Raw genomic sequence first — 15,620 nt, 5'->3', positions numbered from 1 at the left:
TCAGGCCCCCTGGCGCGACCAGTGTTCGTGGGTTCGGCAACCGTCCAGACCCAGCAGCGGGCCATACATTTCCGGGCGACGATCCCGGTAGATGCCCCAGCTCAGGCGCTCCTCGGCCATGGCGCCGAGGTCCAGCCGCTGCACCAGCACGCCTGTGGTGTCACGGTCGGCCTCGGCCAGCAGCTTGCCCTTGTGATCGGTGATAAAGGACGACCCGTAGAACTCCATCCGCAACTGCGGATCGGTGGTCGCCACCTCTTGCCCGATACGGTTGGCCGCTATCACCGGCAGGATGTTGGCGGCCGCGTGGCCACGCTGGGTCAGTTGCCAGTGGTCGCGCGAATCCAGCCCGACGGCGCCCGGCTCGGAGCCGATGGCGGTGGGATAGAGCAGCACCTCGGCGCCCATCAAGGCCAGGCAGCGGGCGGTCTCGGGGAACCACTGGTCCCAGCAGATGCCCACGCCTATGCGGCCGAAAGCGGTGTCCCAGACACGGAAGCCGGTATCGCCGGGGCTGAAGTATTCCTTCTCCTGGTAGCCAATGGCGTTGGGGATGTGGGTCTTGCGGTAGACGCCAAGCAGGCGGCCGTCGGCATCGGCCACCGCCAGCGAATTGAAGAAGGCATTGCCGGCGCGTTCGAACCAGCTCAGCGGCAGCACCACGCCCAGTTCCCGGGCGAGGTCGGCGAAGCGCTTGAGCACGGTGCTTTTGCCATATTCCTGGGCCAGGGCCAGGTGCTTGTGGTCCTGCTCGATGCAGAAGTACGGGGTGGCGAACAGTTCCTGCAGGAGGATCAATTGCGCGCCCTTGGCGGCGGCGTCCCGCACCAGCTGCTCGGCCTGGTCGAGGTTGTCCTCCAGGTTCCAGCTGCAGGCGAACTGGGTGGTGGCGACGGTCAGATGAGTCATGACATTACCCCTTCAGCGGCCAGGCCGGTTGCTGTTGGGTGATGCAGTGCACGCCACCGCCGCCGTGGGCCAGCTGGTTGATCCGCACCGGCACCACCTCACGCCCGGGGAACGCCAGGCGCAGGGTCGCCGCCGCCTCGTCATCGGCGCCGATACCGTAGGCAGGCATGATGATCGCGCCATTGGCGATGTAGAAATTGGTGTAGGACGCGCAGAACACCTCGGCCTCCTGGTCCACGGCATCGCTGGCCTCGAAGAGTTCGAGCATTTCGAAGCGACGTCCCTGGGCATCGGTGGCCAGTTCCAGGGCGCGGCGGTTCTCGCGCACGACTTCGGCGTACACCGAAGATGAATCCCGGGTCGCGTCCACCAGCAGCGCACCGGGCCGGGCGAAGGCGCAGACACCGTCGACGTGGCCATCGGTCATGTCGCCGGTCACGTAGTCGGGGTCGCCGGGCAGCCAGATGGTTTTCTTCACGCCCAGCAGGCACGCGAAGATCTCCTCCATTTCGGCCTTGCTCATGCCGGGGTTGCGGTTGCCGTTGAGCAGCACCGATTCGGTGGTGATCAGGGTGCCCTGCCCGTCCACATGGATGGCGCCGCCTTCGTTGGTCAGCGATGTGTCGAAGCATTGCAGGCCGAGGTTGTCGAGAATGCGCCGCGCCAGGCTTTGGTCCAGGTCGCAGGCGGACTTGCCGCCCCAGGCGTTGAAGCGCCAGTTGACCCCGGCCATGCCCAGGCGCGGATGGCAGACGAAACTCGGACCGGAATCGCGGCACCAGCTGTCGTTGATCGCCAGTTCGACCAGTTCGATATTCGCCGCGCACAACTCACGGGCTCGCGCCACCGCACAGGGGTCGACCACCATCTTCACCGGTTCGAAACGGGCGATGGCGTTGGCCACGCGGGCGAAGTCGACCTGCACATCGGCCAGGGTCACGCCCCAGCTGTTTTCCCACAGGGCCTGGTTATGGGGAAAAGCCATCCAGGTGGCGGCGTGCTGTACCCATTCGGCGGGCATGAGCCAGCCGTTCTGCGCATCGTTGAATTGCATACAAGTGCCTTCAGTTAAGATTTTGTTATCACTGAAAACCGCGACCGCAGTGATGACTTGTATGCTAGGCCTGTAAAAACGACTGAACAAACGATAGATTTTGTCGAATTCTGATTAGCTGGACTTATCGATCATGCTTAAACACTGGCCACCCCTGAATGCCCTGCGCGGCTTCGAAGCCGCCGCCCGCCTGGGCAGCTTCCACAAGGCCGCCGAAGAACTGCACCTCACCCAGTCGGCCATCAGCCAGCAGATCCGCAGCCTGGAAAGCTTCCTCGAACAGCCGCTGTTCTTCCGCAACGGCCGCAGCGTGGCGCTGACCGATGCCGGCTTCGACCTGCTCAGCACCACCCAGTCGCTGCTGCAGCAACTGGCCGTGGGCATCCGCCGCCTGGACCAGTACCGCAAGCCCAACCAGCTGGTGGTCAACACCACCCCGGCCTTCGCCCGCCACTGGCTGGTGCCGCGCCTGGCGGACTTTCACCGGCTTCATCCGCAGGTTGATCTCTGGCTGCTGACCACCGACGAAACACCCGACATGGCCACCCAGACCATCGACATCGCCGTGCGCGACGACCTCAGCGCCCAGGCCGAATGCAGCTTTCGCGTACTGCTGGAAGACCGCCTGTACCCGGCCTGCCATCCCGCCTTGCTGGAACAGGCAGCAGATACGCGCACCACCCTGCACGGCGAGCGTGAGATGGACTGGAGCCATTGGCAGGTACAGGGCGGCGCCGATGTCGGCCAGCACAGCCAGGGGCTGAACTTCTCCGACCCCGGCCTGCTGCTGGACGCCGCCAGCCAGGGCCTGGGGATAGCCCTGGTCAGCCAGCTGCTGGCCGGCCATGCCCAGGATCAGGGGCTGCTGGTGGCGCTGGCGGAGCAGAGGGTACGCGGCCCGAACTGGAGTTGGCTGGTGCACCGCGACAGCGAAGGCGATGCCCTCACCCGCGGCTTCTGCGACTGGCTGGCCGGGGCCCTTGGAAAAGCTTGAACAGGTTTCCTTTCAGAACCGGGACATCCATTAATCGCCCGGACACCAGTCATGAACGCCAGAAACGACAAAACCCGCACTGGGCGGGCTTTGTATGTATCTGACAGGCATTCATGGATTGCTTGAAACGGCTGACTGGTGCCCGAGACAGGAATCGGATTTGGCCCCCCTAAGCCATATCTACCGACTCTCTCCGGCTACGCATCAACAGCTGTATTAGCTAGTGTACCTTTTCACTGCTGCTGGGCGTTCATCAACTCGCCCGTTAATTGATCACAAGCCAGCTAGCCGGCCAAGCACAGGCCAAGCAAGTACCTACATGACACAGACACTGACACACCCGGCGTTCGCTTGTAGAATCCTCGACTATCCTCAGGCATCAATGTCGATGCTTAATGCAGGTACACTGGAGATCAAAGTGGTAGCGAGCAGCAGCTTGGACGCCAGAATCTACCGTGGCATTATTCGAGTTCAAGAAATCACAAGAAAATAAGTCTTTGAGCAATAACAACTAAAGGATTCCAGATAAAAATGAAACACTGGAAAGCGACAGTAAAAACTGACCCATAAAAGCCATGACGAAAGATAAACTTCAAGCTTTAGTGCTCTTCCTTATAGCGATGACCATAGCAACATTCACCCAATAATATTTAATTAGTGGTAGCCCAGTGACAGAAGAAGATTACATATTTAAGGTAGCGTCTATCGGGTTTAGTCTAGCGATGCTCTTGTCAGCATACATACTCAAAACCAAATGTAGATCTTGGGTAGCACCGCCCGTTGTATTTTCTTTGTTCTGGTTCTTTTTTACCTTCTTCCCATTAGTAGTAATGACTAACGTCCCATCAAACCCGATGGCAACGCTTTACATATTTGCTTGCACATTAGCGTTTTCCATACCTGCATTTCTTACAAACTGGAACAGCGCCAGAGAAGCAAACCATTGCAAGCAAACGACATCTCCAAACCTTTATAACAACCAAATACTAACACTAGGTTTTTTCTCAATGCAAGGAATCGTAATTCTTTGCATGCTTGCAAACTTAGCCATACAAGGCTACTCGCCTTATGAGTTTGTTACGGACCTAATAGGAACTGCAAACCGATACCTTAGTGACCGCTACAACGGGCATATTGAACCAAATATCTTTGCACAGATCGGCGTGATACTAAACTACACTGCAAACTGCATTGGCGGGTTAATTATCGCCAACAAAAGCAACATCAAGAGAGCCTTAATATTCCTTTGCAGCTTTATTCCTGCTGGACTTCACATGGTCATTTATGCCGACAAGGGAACCCTGTTCCTATGTGCAGCCTTTTTCTACTCGGGTGTATTAGTCGCAAGAATGCATGCAGGAAGCTACTCCCTTACAAACAAAGTGACCAACAAAGTAATATTTCTTTCTGTGATTTTGCTTTTCCCAATTTTAATAGCCTCATTTCTGGCGCGGGGCATTGGAGAAGGGACTATAGAGGAAACCATTAAGAAATTGGAATTCTATTTATCTTCATATGCCTTCGGTAGTTTTTATGCGTTCTCTGACTGGTTTTCCAGCGTTTATTTAGGTTACTCAAACATGGAGTACGCACTACTTAAACAAAACACATATGGGCTATACACATTTATGGCTATATTTAAAGCCATGGGTAACACGACGTACATCCCAGAAGGCTACTATGACGAGTACTACAACTATCACAACATAATACAGTCAAACATATACACTATGTTCCGAGGCTTGATTACCGACTTTTCTATCATTGGATCTTTAGTATATTTCACGCTCACTGGCTTTCTGTTCAACCTAGCATATTTCACGATGCTAAAAGCAAGAAAACCAGTCATCTCCGTCGCACTATATATGTGCTTTATAGCTTATACATATTCATCCTTCCTTATCAGTATTATGACATGGAATAGTATTTTTGCCGTATTTATTGCAGTGTGCGCCATCCTTGGCGTAAATAGCTACCTCAGCAACAAGAGATTTTATTTTATTAAGTCTTGATCCAGCCTACACTAGCAAGTCCGAAGGCCTTCCAAAAAATATGTTACTGGAAAGGTAGGCTTCCTATCCAATGAGTGCAACCAAGCCAAGTTGGTTGCACTTACACGCAACTCGCCATACCACACACAACTAAAAAGCGTCCAAATAAGCTTCTGCGTGGCTCTCGCAAAAGCTCACAAATCCAATGCAGACTTATTCATTGGACATCCCATACGGCTTCGTGCCAACCAGGTTCAAATTGCAGCGAGCGCTGATTGAAGTTTAATTCAGCCACTGTGCCTTTTGGCACATTGAATACTATTTTCCGTTTTGGATAATCGTACATGATATCGATCAATCCATGAGGAGTTGGTATCTTCGCTTTCGCGGAAAACGTCAGAACCTTCGATGGTTTTATTTCCCAGCGTGCCCAGCCAGGCTCGGTCGCGTTAATACCCAGGATGAACCGTGGAATGATATTGGCCGGCGCGGCTCCCCAAGCATGGGTCCAATCTTCGTTGTACTTGAACTGAACATCCCATGCCTCATGGGTAATGGTGGCATCATATTTGTTCAACATGTTCATCCAGCCGCGCTCAGTCTTATTCAGCATCAGCGCGAGAGCCAGATCGTCTTCACCCGATTCGAATAACCCTTCCAACAGATACTGGGCCGTGAAAACCGAGCCAGGGAAACCGCCACCATAACTTCCAACCTTCGTGGCCAGCGTCTTCAAGACATCACCACGCTGATTGTTATCAACCATGCCAAATGCCAAAGGGATAAACAAGCTATGGGCTGATGTATGCGTGGAACCAATGCCATCGACATACAACCCGTCCTGCCCCCTCACTTTAGCTTCCATGACAGCTTTCAGACTGTTGGCCAAATCGCTGAATCGACTACGATCCGATTCCTCTCCCAAAGCACGAGCGATATCCGCCATGCGCTTGAAGCCCATGTAGACAAATGCGTTGGTAACCGTGTTGTTTGCAAGCATTTCGTGACCGTCCCGTTGACTGGGTGGCCAATCCACAATGTCACCTAGTGGGTAGGTTACTTTGAGCTTCTCTTTCAACTCCGGAGAAATTTTCGTCACATCTACCATCCCTGACTCCGAGATGGCTTCCTCCAGGCTCAACGTTTTGAGCCAGTCATAATGCTTACGCAAGAACTTGATATCACCGGTCTGTAAATAGTCAGCCCATGCCATGAATATCATGTGTGCCTGCCACTCCGTTGGCCAGCTTGGATGCTTAACCAGGTACTCGAACGTTCGTCGAGGCACGGTAACGTCTCCAACGTTGGCAAACCAGCCAAGCTGGTTGATGTAAGCATCAGCCTCATACGGTAGCCGCTCTCGGTCCCCATCCACGAATACCCCCGCAAAACTGGTGGCTTCGATCGTATGGTTCGTCAACTCAAGGATTCGATTCAACTCATCAGCCGTTTGACCACCGGAAAAGCTGATAACGCCTCGGCTCTCATACTTCGATGAGCGAGAAAACTCGACTTTGATGAACTTTTCCGAAAAATCTCCCTTCCATCCATAGATATCAATGTAACGAAACGGCATTACAGCGCCGATGCTGGCAGGCATCAACCTCTTATCCGCGATAGGAAGCGGCAGCTCTTGTGGCCCTTTGCGCAAGGTAATGTTTTCTTCAAGGTAGCGGACGCCAATCTTTTCCGGACCTGTACTCGGAAGCGGATCTGGCTGACTACTTTCTCTTAACTTTATGGTTATCGCGCGACCGACATTCTCCAAGTTAGGGGTAATTGTCACCTTCGAAAAATATACTTTTCCATAGTCAATAGTGATTTTGTTCTCGCCAACATCTACCTTGACAGGTGCAAGCTTAAATAGTTTTACAGTTCCTTCTATACCCACCGGAAGTTCTTGCTCTGCAGCCGAAACCGATGAAAAAACAAGAGTAAAAACCAATATGCAGAACGACTTCATCTGTGCGCTTTCTCGTCTTTTTTCCGTAAATCAATTTGATCGGGGGGTCTTAAACGATATCCCAATAGCCCGTCACTTTATGAAAGTTTCGGGGCAGCAGAACTTATGGCACGCATCATAGCGATGCACGCGGACATCATTTTAACTTTGCAAAACCCACCGAAACCCAATGAAAGTGAACATGGTGCCCGAGACAGGAATCGAACCTGCGACCTTCGCGTTACGAGTGCGCTGCTCTACCGGCTGAGCTACACGGGCGGTGGGCTAAACCTAGCATTGCTATCGAGGTCCGGCAACTTCGCGCAATGTCTCGATGTTTCGCAGTCGCCTTCGAGGCTGTTGGCGCCCTTGATATCGGATCACGAGCAAGCTCGCGCCTGCAGGAGATTGCGGCCTGAGAAAAACAGGCACATAGCAAAACGCCCCGAACCAGTCGGGGCGTTTGCTTGTTCAGCTTAGTGCGTCGGGAGTCTTAAACGCCCGAAGCCTTGGCTGCTGCCACGTCTTTGATGGACAGCTTGATACGGCCGCGGTTGTCCACGTCCAGTACCAGCACTTCCACTTCCTGACCTTCTTTCAGGATGTCGGTCACTTTCTCGACGCGAGCATCGCTCAGCATGGAGATGTGAACCAGACCGTCCTTGCCAGGCAGGATGTTGACGAATGCGCCGAAGTCGACGATGCGCTCAACCTTGCCAACGTAGATCTTGCCGATCTCGGCTTCCGCGGTGATGCCCAGAACGCGCTGACGCGCGGCTTCTGCGGCTTCCTTGGTTTCGCCGAAGATCTTGATCGAGCCGTCGTCTTCGATGTCGATCGAAGCCTTGGTCTCTTCGCAGATCGCACGGATGGTCGCGCCGCCTTTACCGATGACATCACGGATTTTGTCGGTGTCGATCTTCATCGCGATCATGGTCGGAGCGTTGGCCGACAGTTCGGTACGCGACTGGCCAATGATCTGGTTCATCTGGCCGAGGATGTTCAGGCGCGCTTCCAGGGCTTGGCCCAGAGCGATTTCCATGATCTCTTCGGTGATGCCTTTGATCTTGATGTCCATCTGCAGCGCGGTGACGCCTTTGGCGGTACCGGCTACCTTGAAGTCCATGTCGCCCAGGTGGTCTTCGTCACCCAGGATGTCGGTCAGAACGGCGAATTTCTCGCCTTCCTTGACCAGGCCCATGGCGATACCCGCAACCGGTGCCTTCATCGGCACGCCAGCGTCCATCAGCGCCAGGGAAGCACCGCAAACGGAAGCCATGGAGCTGGAACCGTTGGACTCGGTGATTTCCGATACTACGCGGATGGTGTAAGGGAACACGTCAGCGGCTGGCAGCATGGCCTGGACCGAACGACGGGCCAGACGGCCGTGACCGATTTCACGACGACCAGCGCCGCCCATGCGACCACACTCGCCCACCGAGAACGGAGGGAAGTTGTAGTGCAGCATGAAGGGGTCTTTTTTCTCGCCTTCCAGGGTGTCCAGCAGCTGTGCGTCACGGGCGGTACCCAGAGTCGCGACTACCAGGGCCTGAGTCTCGCCACGGGTGAACAGAGCCGAACCGTGGGTCTTCGGCAGAACGCCGACTTCGATGTTCAGCGGACGCACGGTGCGGGTGTCGCGACCGTCGATACGTGGCTTGCCGTTGACGATGTTTTCGCGAACGGTGCGGTATTCGATTTCACCGAAAGCGGCTTTGACGTCGCTGGCGGAAGGCTGGCCTTCTTCACCGGACAGCTTGGCGACGACCTGGTCTTTCAACTCGCCCAGGCGAGCATAACGGTCGGCCTTGACGGTGATGGTGTAGGCCTGGGAGATCGCTTCGCCGAACTCGGAGCGGATAGCGCCCAGCAGGTCGGTGGCTTCTGGAGCAGGAGCCCAGTCCCAGGTTGGCTTGGCGGCTTCGGCAGCCAGCTCTTTGACGGCCTGGATAACGGCCTGGAATTCGTCGTGGGCGAACAGTACGGCGCCCAGCATCTGGTCTTCTGTCAGCTCTTTGGCTTCCGATTCAACCATCAGTACCGCTTCTTCGGTACCGGCTACGACCATGTCCAGGCTCGAAGCAGCCAGTTGCTCGTAAGTCGGGTTCAGCAGGTAGCCGGTGCTTTCGTGGAAAGCAACGCGGGCAGCACCGATCGGACCGTCGAAAGGAATGCCGGAGATGGCCAGTGCAGCCGAGGTACCGATCATCGCAGCGATGTCCGGATCGGTCTTCTTGCTGGTGGAAACCACGGTGCAGACAACCTGCACTTCGTTCATGAAGCCTTCTGGGAACAGAGGGCGGATCGGACGGTCGATCAGACGCGAGGTCAGGGTTTCTTTCTCGGAAGGACGGCCTTCACGCTTGAAGAAACCGCCAGGGATCTTACCGGCAGCGTAAGTCTTTTCCTGGTAGTGAACAGACAGAGGGAAGAAACCCTTGCCTGGATCGGCTTGCTTGGCGCCAACCACGGTCACCAATACGCTGACGTCGTCGTCAACGGTGACCAATACTGCGCCGGAGGCCTGACGGGCGATACGGCCAGTCTCGAGGGTAACGGTCGACTGACCGAACTGGAATTTTTTGATTACCGGGTTCACGGTGTCCTACCTTCTTTGTGGCTCTTGGGGGAACTGGTTTCTTGCGAAATTCTTGGGCAACTCCGGGAATCGGCCCGGCCAGATTGTCCAGGTAAAACTACTGTCCAGATAAAACTTGAGGCTGGGAGCCTGCCATGCGCCTGCGGGAAACCCACTGACGCACGGCAAACAACCAACCTCTAGCGCAATCGCTGATTAGCGACGCAGACCCAGGCGACCGATCAGAGCGCTGTAACGGCTCAGGTCTTTGCCTTTCAGGTAGTCCAGCAGCTTACGACGCTGGTTAACCATGCGGATCAGACCACGACGGGAGTGGTGATCTTTACCGTTGGCCTTGAAGTGACCTTGCAGTTTGTTGATGTTGGCGGTCAGCAGTGCAACTTGCACTTCTGGCGAACCAGTGTCACCAACAGCTTGCTGGTAGTCGGTTACGATTTGAGCTTTTTCTTCAACGCTGAGTGCCATTTGGCTTTCCTCTCAAAAGGCAACGTTCCGAGAAACGCCACCAACAGGCCAGGGACAAATCCCCGTATCTATAAATGAGCTGTGACCGTGCCTGTTAACAGCCACCCTCTCCAGCCTGCTGTTACACAGACTGGTTCCGGTCATTCCGACCGAATCAGTCGACGCGGCGCGATGCGCCCGTCTTCGCTCACTTCACCGATACCGATAAAGCGACCATTGTGATCCTGTACCCGCACCATGCCGAACTTCGGTGCATCGGGAGCCCGTACTGGCTGGCCGTTGAGCCAGTAGAACGCGCTGTGCTCCGAGAACTGCAGCAGCGGCCAATCCAGCAGGCCGCTGTCCGATGGCATCAGGAAGCGATCCACCGCTTCGTTGCCGCCTTCGGCATGTACCGCCTCAAGCTCTTCCAGCGTGACGGTCTGGGCCAGACTGAAAGGACCGGCCTGGGTGCGACGCAGTTCCGCGACGTAAGCACCGCAACCCAGCTTCTCACCGATATCCTCCACCAGGGTCCGGATATAGGTGCCTTTACTGCAGTCCACCGCTAGCCGCGCAGTATCGCCTTCAAAGGCCAGTAATTCCAAGCGCGCAATAGTAACAGAACGCGCTTCGCGCTCCACCACTTCGCCTGCACGGGCCAGCTTGTAAAGTGGCTGGCCATCACGCTTGAGGGCCGAGTACATCGGCGGTATCTGGCTGATTTGCCCGCGAAATTCCGGCAGCACCGCTTCAATATCGGCGCGACCAACGGTCACTTCGCGAGTCTGCAGGACTTCACCCTCGGCATCGGCCGTGGTGGTGGTCTTGCCCAACTGCATCAGGGTTTCGTAACCCTTGTCGGAATCGAGCAGGTATTGCGAGAACTTGGTCGCCTCGCCAAAGCACAACGGCAACACGCCAGTGGCCAGGGGGTCGAGGCTGCCGGTATGCCCGGCCTTTTCGGCGTTGAGCAACCAGCGGACTTTCTGCAGCGCCGCGTTGGAAGTGAACCCCAGCGGCTTGTCGAGCAGGATGATACCGCTGACGTTACGACGGATACGCTTGACCTGAGCCACCGCTTACTCCTTGGCGTCTTCGGGTGTAGCGGCGTGCTGGCTGTCTTCGGCCACGGCGCGCTCGATCAGGGCCGACAGATGCGCGCCCCGCACGACGCTTTCGTCGTAGTGGAAGTGCAGCTGTGGAACGCTGCGCAACTTCATCTCGCGAGCCAGCTGCATACGCAGGAAGCCGGCGGCCGAGTTGAGCACCTTGATGCTCTGGGCGATATCGTCAGCGTTGTCCTGGCCCATCACGGTGATGAAGATCTTGGCGTGACCAACGTCACGGCTGACTTCAACGGCGGTGATGGTGACCAGGCCGACGCGCGGATCTTTGACTTCACGACGGATCAGCTGAGCGAGCTCACGCTGCATCTGGTCGCCGATGCGTTGGGTACGGCTGTATTCTTTTGCCATGTCTTGTTACCTGTTGCTGCCTCGCGGTGAAACCCGCAAGGTCTGAAAGCGGCAAACGCCCGGCCTGACAGAAGCCAGACCGGGCGTTGCGTTTAGAGTCCGGACGATGCGCCGTGCATTTGCATGCGGCTGCCCATCATGGCTCTTGAAGTGCGCGAGTTAGAGGCTGCGAGCAACCTGAACCTTCTCGAAGACTTCGATCTTGTCACCGACCTTGACGTCGTTGTAGCTCTTCACGCCGATACCGCATTCCATGCCGGCACGCACTTCGGAAGCGTCATCCTTGAAGCGGCGCAGGGATTCCAGCTCGCCTTCGAAGATAACGATGTCTTCACGCAGTACACGGATTGGACGGTTACGGTGAACGACACCCTCGATCACCATGCAACCGGCGATCGCGCCAAACTTCGGCGAACGGAACACGTCACGAACCTCGGCAACACCCAGGATGTTCTCCCGAACGTCGCTGCCCAGCATACCGGTCAGGGCTTTCTTGACGTCTTCGATGATGTCGTAGATCACGTTGTAGTAACGCATATCCAGACCTTCCTGCTCGACGATCTTGCGAGCGCCGGCATCGGCACGCACGTTGAAGCCGAACAGTACAGCGTTGGAAGCCAGGGCCAGGTTGGCGTCGCTTTCGGTGATACCACCGACGCCGCCGCCGACTACGCGCACTTGCACTTCGTCGTTGCCCAGGCCGTTCAGAGCGCCTTGCAGAGCTTCCAGCGAACCACGGACGTCGGATTTGAGGACGATGTTGAGCGTCTTCTTCTCTTCCTGGCCCATGCTTTCGAAGATGTTTTCCAGCTTGCCAGCGTGAGCGCGAGCCAGTTTGACTTCGCGGAACTTGCCTTGACGGAACAGAGCCACTTCACGGGCTTTCTTCTCGTCGGCAACCACGCTCATCTCGTCGCCAGCGTCCGGGGTACCGTCCAGGCCGAGGATCTCGACCGGAATGGCCGGACCTGCTTCCTTGATCGGCTTGCCGTTCTCGTCGAGCATGGCGCGCACGCGGCCATAGTTCGAGCCGACCAGCACCATGTCGCCTTGACGCAGGGTACCGTCCTGAACCAGTACGGTCGCCACCGGGCCACGGCCCTTGTCGAGACGCGATTCAACCACGACGCCACGGCCAGGAGCCGAAGGCGTGGCGGTCAGTTCAAGAACTTCGGCCTGCAGCAGTACGGCTTCGAGCAATTCGTCGACGCCGGTACCCATCTTCGCGGAAACCGGAACGAATGGAGTATCGCCACCCCAGTCTTCGGAAGTCACGCCGTGAACCGACAGTTCGCTACGAATGCGATCGAGGTCGGCACCCGGCTTGTCGATCTTGTTCACCGCGACCACCAGAGGTACGCCAGCTGCCTGAGCATGCTGAACGGCTTCAACGGTCTGCGGCATCACGCCGTCGTCCGCTGCAACCACCAGGATCACGATGTCGGTCGCCTTGGCACCACGAGCACGCATGGCGGTAAACGCGGCGTGACCCGGGGTATCGAGGAAGGTGACCATGCCGCGTTCGGTTTCAACGTGGTACGCACCGATGTGCTGGGTGATGCCGCCGGCTTCGCCAGCCGCAACCTTGGCACGACGGATGTAGTCGAGCAGCGAGGTCTTACCGTGGTCAACGTGACCCATTACGGTCACTACCGGCGCACGAGGAACCGCTTCACCTTCGAACTTCAGGGACTCGGCCAGAGAATCTTCCAGGGCGGTGTCGCTGATCAGGGTCACTTTGTGGCCCAGCTCTTCAGCAACCAGCTGGGCAGTTTCCTGGTCCAGTACCTGGTTGATGGTGGCCGGGGTGCCCAGCTTGAACATGAACTTGATGATTTCAGCAGCCTTGACCGACATCTGCTGGGCGAGATCGCCAACAGTGATGGTTTCGCCGATCTTCACTTCACGAATGACAGGACCGGTCGGGCTCTGGAAGCCGTGAGCGTTACGCTTTTTCAACTTGGCCTTGCCACGACCACCACGACGGAAGCCATCGCTTTCTTCGTCGGTAGTACGTGGGGCAACGCGTGGAGCCGGTGCCTTTTCCTTGACGGAAGCACGATGCGGAGCGTTTTTACGCTCGCCATCGCCACCACGACGGTTGTCGTCGTTGCGGCTCTTGTCCGGGCGACGCTGCTCGTCCTTCTTGCGCACTTCAGCGACCGGTGCTGGAGCGACAACAGGGACGTCTTCAACAATCGGTTCGGCAACCACCGCAGGGGCGGCGACAGCTTCAACGACAGCAGGTTGCGCAGCAGCAGGCTGGCGACGCGCTTCTTCTTCGGCGCGACGCTTGGCTTCTTCTTCAGCCTTCTGACGGGCAGCATTTTCTACTGCGCGACGTTCTTCCAGTTCACGCTGGCGCTCGGCTTCGATTTCTTCCGGGCTGCGTTGTACGAAGACTTTCTTCTTGCGTACTTCAACGCTGATGCTTTTGCTGCCGGCAACACGCAGGGTGCTGGTGGTTTTACGCTGCAAAGTGATCTTGCGCGGTTCTTCCACTTTCGCCTTGTGGCTGCTCTTCAAGTGAGTCAGCAAGGATTGCTTCTCACTGTCGGTCACATGTTCCTCGGCGGCGGTGTGCGGCAGACCTGCCTCACGCATCTGCTGCAACAGGCGCTCTACCGGTGTTTTGACCTCATCGGCCAGTTGTTTCACCGTGACTTGCGTCATGCACTTCTCTCCTCAGGCCGCGCCTATTACTCGAACCAATGGGCTCGGGCGGCCATGATCAACTTGCCGGCACGATCATCGTCAATGCCGTCGATGTCGAGCAGGTCGTCAATAGACTGCTCGGCCAGGTCTTCGCGGGTAATTACGCCGCGCACCGCCAGTTCCATCGCCAAATCCTTGTCCATACCCTCAAGCGAGAGCAGGTCTTCGGCCGGATGGGCGTCTGCCAGCTTTTCCTCAGTAGCGATGGCTTTAGTCAACAAGCGATCCTTGGCACGAGCGCGAAGCTCGTTGACGATGTCTTCGTCAAAGCCGTCGATGTTGAGCATTTCTTCCAACGGTACGTAGGCAATCTCTTCCAGGCTGGTGAAGCCTTCATCAACCAGCACCTGTGCCAGCTCTTCATCGACTTCCAGCTCTTCGATGAAGTTGCGCAGGATGTCGCCGGTTTCAGCTTGCTGCTTAGCCTGGATGTCCGATTCGGTCATCACGTTCAGGGTCCAGCCAGTCAACTGGCTGGCCAGACGCACGTTCTGACCACCGCGACCGATGGCCTGAGCCAGATTGTCTGCGCCAACGGCGATGTCCATGGCATGGGCATCTTCGTCGACGATAATTGCCGCGACTTCGGCCGGCGACATGGCGTTGATCACGAACTGCGCCGGGTTGTCGTCCCACAGGACGATATCCACACGCTCACCGCCCAACTCACCGGAAACGGCCTGGACGCGCGAACCGCGCATACCAATGCACGCACCCTGAGGGTCAATGCGCTTGTCTTTGGAACGGACCGCGATCTTGGCGCGCGAACCCGGATCACGGGAAGCAGCCATGACTTCGATCAGGCCTTCGGCGATTTCCGGCACTTCGATACGGAACAGCTCGATCAGCATTTCCGGCGCGGTACGCGACAGGATCAACTGCGGGCCGCGGTTCTCGGTGCGGATTTCCTTGAGCAGCGCGCGAAGACGCACGCCAACCCGGAAAGTCTCACGGGAAATGATGTCTTCACGGGCCAACAGCGCTTCGGCGTTGTTACCCAGGTCGACGATCACGTTGTCGCGGGTCACTTTTTTCACGGTGCCGGAGATGATTTCCCCCAGGCGCTCGCGGTAAGCGTCAACGACTTGAGCGCGCTCGGCTTCGCGGACTTTCTGCACGATGACCTGTTTGGCGGTCTGCGCAGCAATGCGGCCGAACTCGATCGATTCGATCTTTTCTTCGACGACATCACCGACTTTGGCGCCCGGATGGGTTTCCTGGACCTTGCTCGGCCAGGTTTCCACGGCCGGATCGTCCAGGTCGGCTTCCTCGACTACCGTCCAGCGACGGAAAGTCTCGTAAGCACCGGTGTGGCGATTGATTTCCACACGCAGATCGACTTCGTCCTCGAAACGCTTTTTGGTAGCAGTGGCCAGAGCCAGCTCCAGCGCTTCAAAAATTACGCTTGCCGGTACACCCTTTTCATTGGATACCGACTCAACAACCAGCAGTACTTCTTTGCTCATCGTACGCCTCGCCTTTCGCAAGCCATTG

General features: G+C 56.7%; 11 protein-coding genes and 1 tRNA gene. 2 read left to right on the top strand and 10 right to left on the bottom strand.

The window, feature by feature from the left end; genetic code table 11:
• Both aguB and C4K38_RS04360 read right to left on the bottom strand, forming a co-directional pair.
• Complete coding sequence (aguB, locus tag C4K38_RS04365; RefSeq protein ID WP_053277420.1) at window positions 1-909, bottom strand: N-carbamoylputrescine amidase; 909 nt, start codon at window positions 907-909, stop codon at window positions 1-3.
• Window positions 910-913: 4 nt separating this feature from the next.
• Window positions 914-1,963 carry an agmatine deiminase family protein gene (locus tag C4K38_RS04360; protein ID WP_053277419.1) on the bottom strand — a complete coding sequence of 350 codons (1,050 nt, stop codon included), beginning with the start codon at window positions 1,961-1,963 and terminating at the stop codon, window positions 914-916.
• 133 nt (window positions 1,964-2,096) lie between these two features.
• On the opposite strand from C4K38_RS04360, the gene C4K38_RS04355 reads away from it, so the two are divergent.
• Window positions 2,097-2,957 carry a LysR substrate-binding domain-containing protein gene (locus C4K38_RS04355; RefSeq protein WP_053277418.1) on the top strand — a complete coding sequence of 287 codons (861 nt, stop codon included), beginning with the start codon at window positions 2,097-2,099 and terminating at the stop codon, window positions 2,955-2,957.
• A gap of 668 nt (window positions 2,958-3,625) precedes the next feature.
• A complete protein-coding gene (locus C4K38_RS04350; RefSeq protein ID WP_124345257.1) occupies window positions 3,626-4,969 on the top strand; it encodes an O-antigen polymerase in 1,344 nt (447 codons plus the stop codon).
• A gap of 196 nt (window positions 4,970-5,165) precedes the next feature.
• Here C4K38_RS04350 and C4K38_RS04345 read toward each other — a convergent pair whose 3' ends face one another.
• The 8 genes from C4K38_RS04345 to nusA form a co-directional block, all read right to left on the bottom strand.
• Window positions 5,166-6,911, bottom strand: coding sequence for an alpha-L-rhamnosidase-related protein (locus C4K38_RS04345; RefSeq protein ID WP_053277413.1), 1,746 nt, complete (start codon window positions 6,909-6,911; stop codon window positions 5,166-5,168).
• 182 nt (window positions 6,912-7,093) lie between these two features.
• Window positions 7,094-7,169 (bottom strand) — tRNA-Thr (locus tag C4K38_RS04340).
• Between the two features lie 214 nt (window positions 7,170-7,383).
• Window positions 7,384-9,489 (bottom strand): polyribonucleotide nucleotidyltransferase, encoded by a 2,106-nt coding sequence (pnp, locus tag C4K38_RS04335; protein ID WP_025810051.1) that lies wholly within the window; start codon window positions 9,487-9,489, stop codon window positions 7,384-7,386.
• 195 nt (window positions 9,490-9,684) lie between these two features.
• On the bottom strand, window positions 9,685-9,954 hold the full coding sequence (gene rpsO / locus C4K38_RS04330; protein WP_009042128.1) for a 30S ribosomal protein S15: 270 nt from the start codon (window positions 9,952-9,954) through the stop codon (window positions 9,685-9,687).
• A 140-nt stretch (window positions 9,955-10,094) separates the two neighbouring features.
• The gene (gene truB / locus C4K38_RS04325; RefSeq protein ID WP_007920884.1) at window positions 10,095-11,012 is read right to left on the bottom strand and encodes a tRNA pseudouridine(55) synthase TruB; all 918 of its coding nucleotides are present in this window, start codon (window positions 11,010-11,012) and stop codon (window positions 10,095-10,097) included.
• Window positions 11,013-11,015: 3 nt separating this feature from the next.
• Complete coding sequence (rbfA, locus tag C4K38_RS04320; RefSeq protein ID WP_007920881.1) at window positions 11,016-11,411, bottom strand: 30S ribosome-binding factor RbfA; 396 nt, start codon at window positions 11,409-11,411, stop codon at window positions 11,016-11,018.
• Between the two features lie 159 nt (window positions 11,412-11,570).
• Window positions 11,571-14,084: a translation initiation factor IF-2 gene (gene infB / locus C4K38_RS04315; RefSeq protein ID WP_053277412.1), complete on the bottom strand. Its 2,514-nt coding sequence runs from the start codon at window positions 14,082-14,084 to the stop codon at window positions 11,571-11,573.
• Between the two features lie 26 nt (window positions 14,085-14,110).
• Entirely contained in the window at window positions 14,111-15,592 is a 1,482-nt protein-coding gene (nusA, locus tag C4K38_RS04310; protein ID WP_009046934.1) for a transcription termination factor NusA, read from the bottom strand.
• Window positions 15,593-15,620: the final 28 nt, after the last annotated feature.

It is taken from the genome of Pseudomonas chlororaphis subsp. piscium (genome assembly GCF_003850345.1).
Classification (GTDB): domain Bacteria; phylum Pseudomonadota; class Gammaproteobacteria; order Pseudomonadales; family Pseudomonadaceae; genus Aquipseudomonas; species Aquipseudomonas piscium.
Note: the sequence above shows the minus strand (reverse complement) of the source record. Positions and strands in the feature narration are given on the sequence as shown.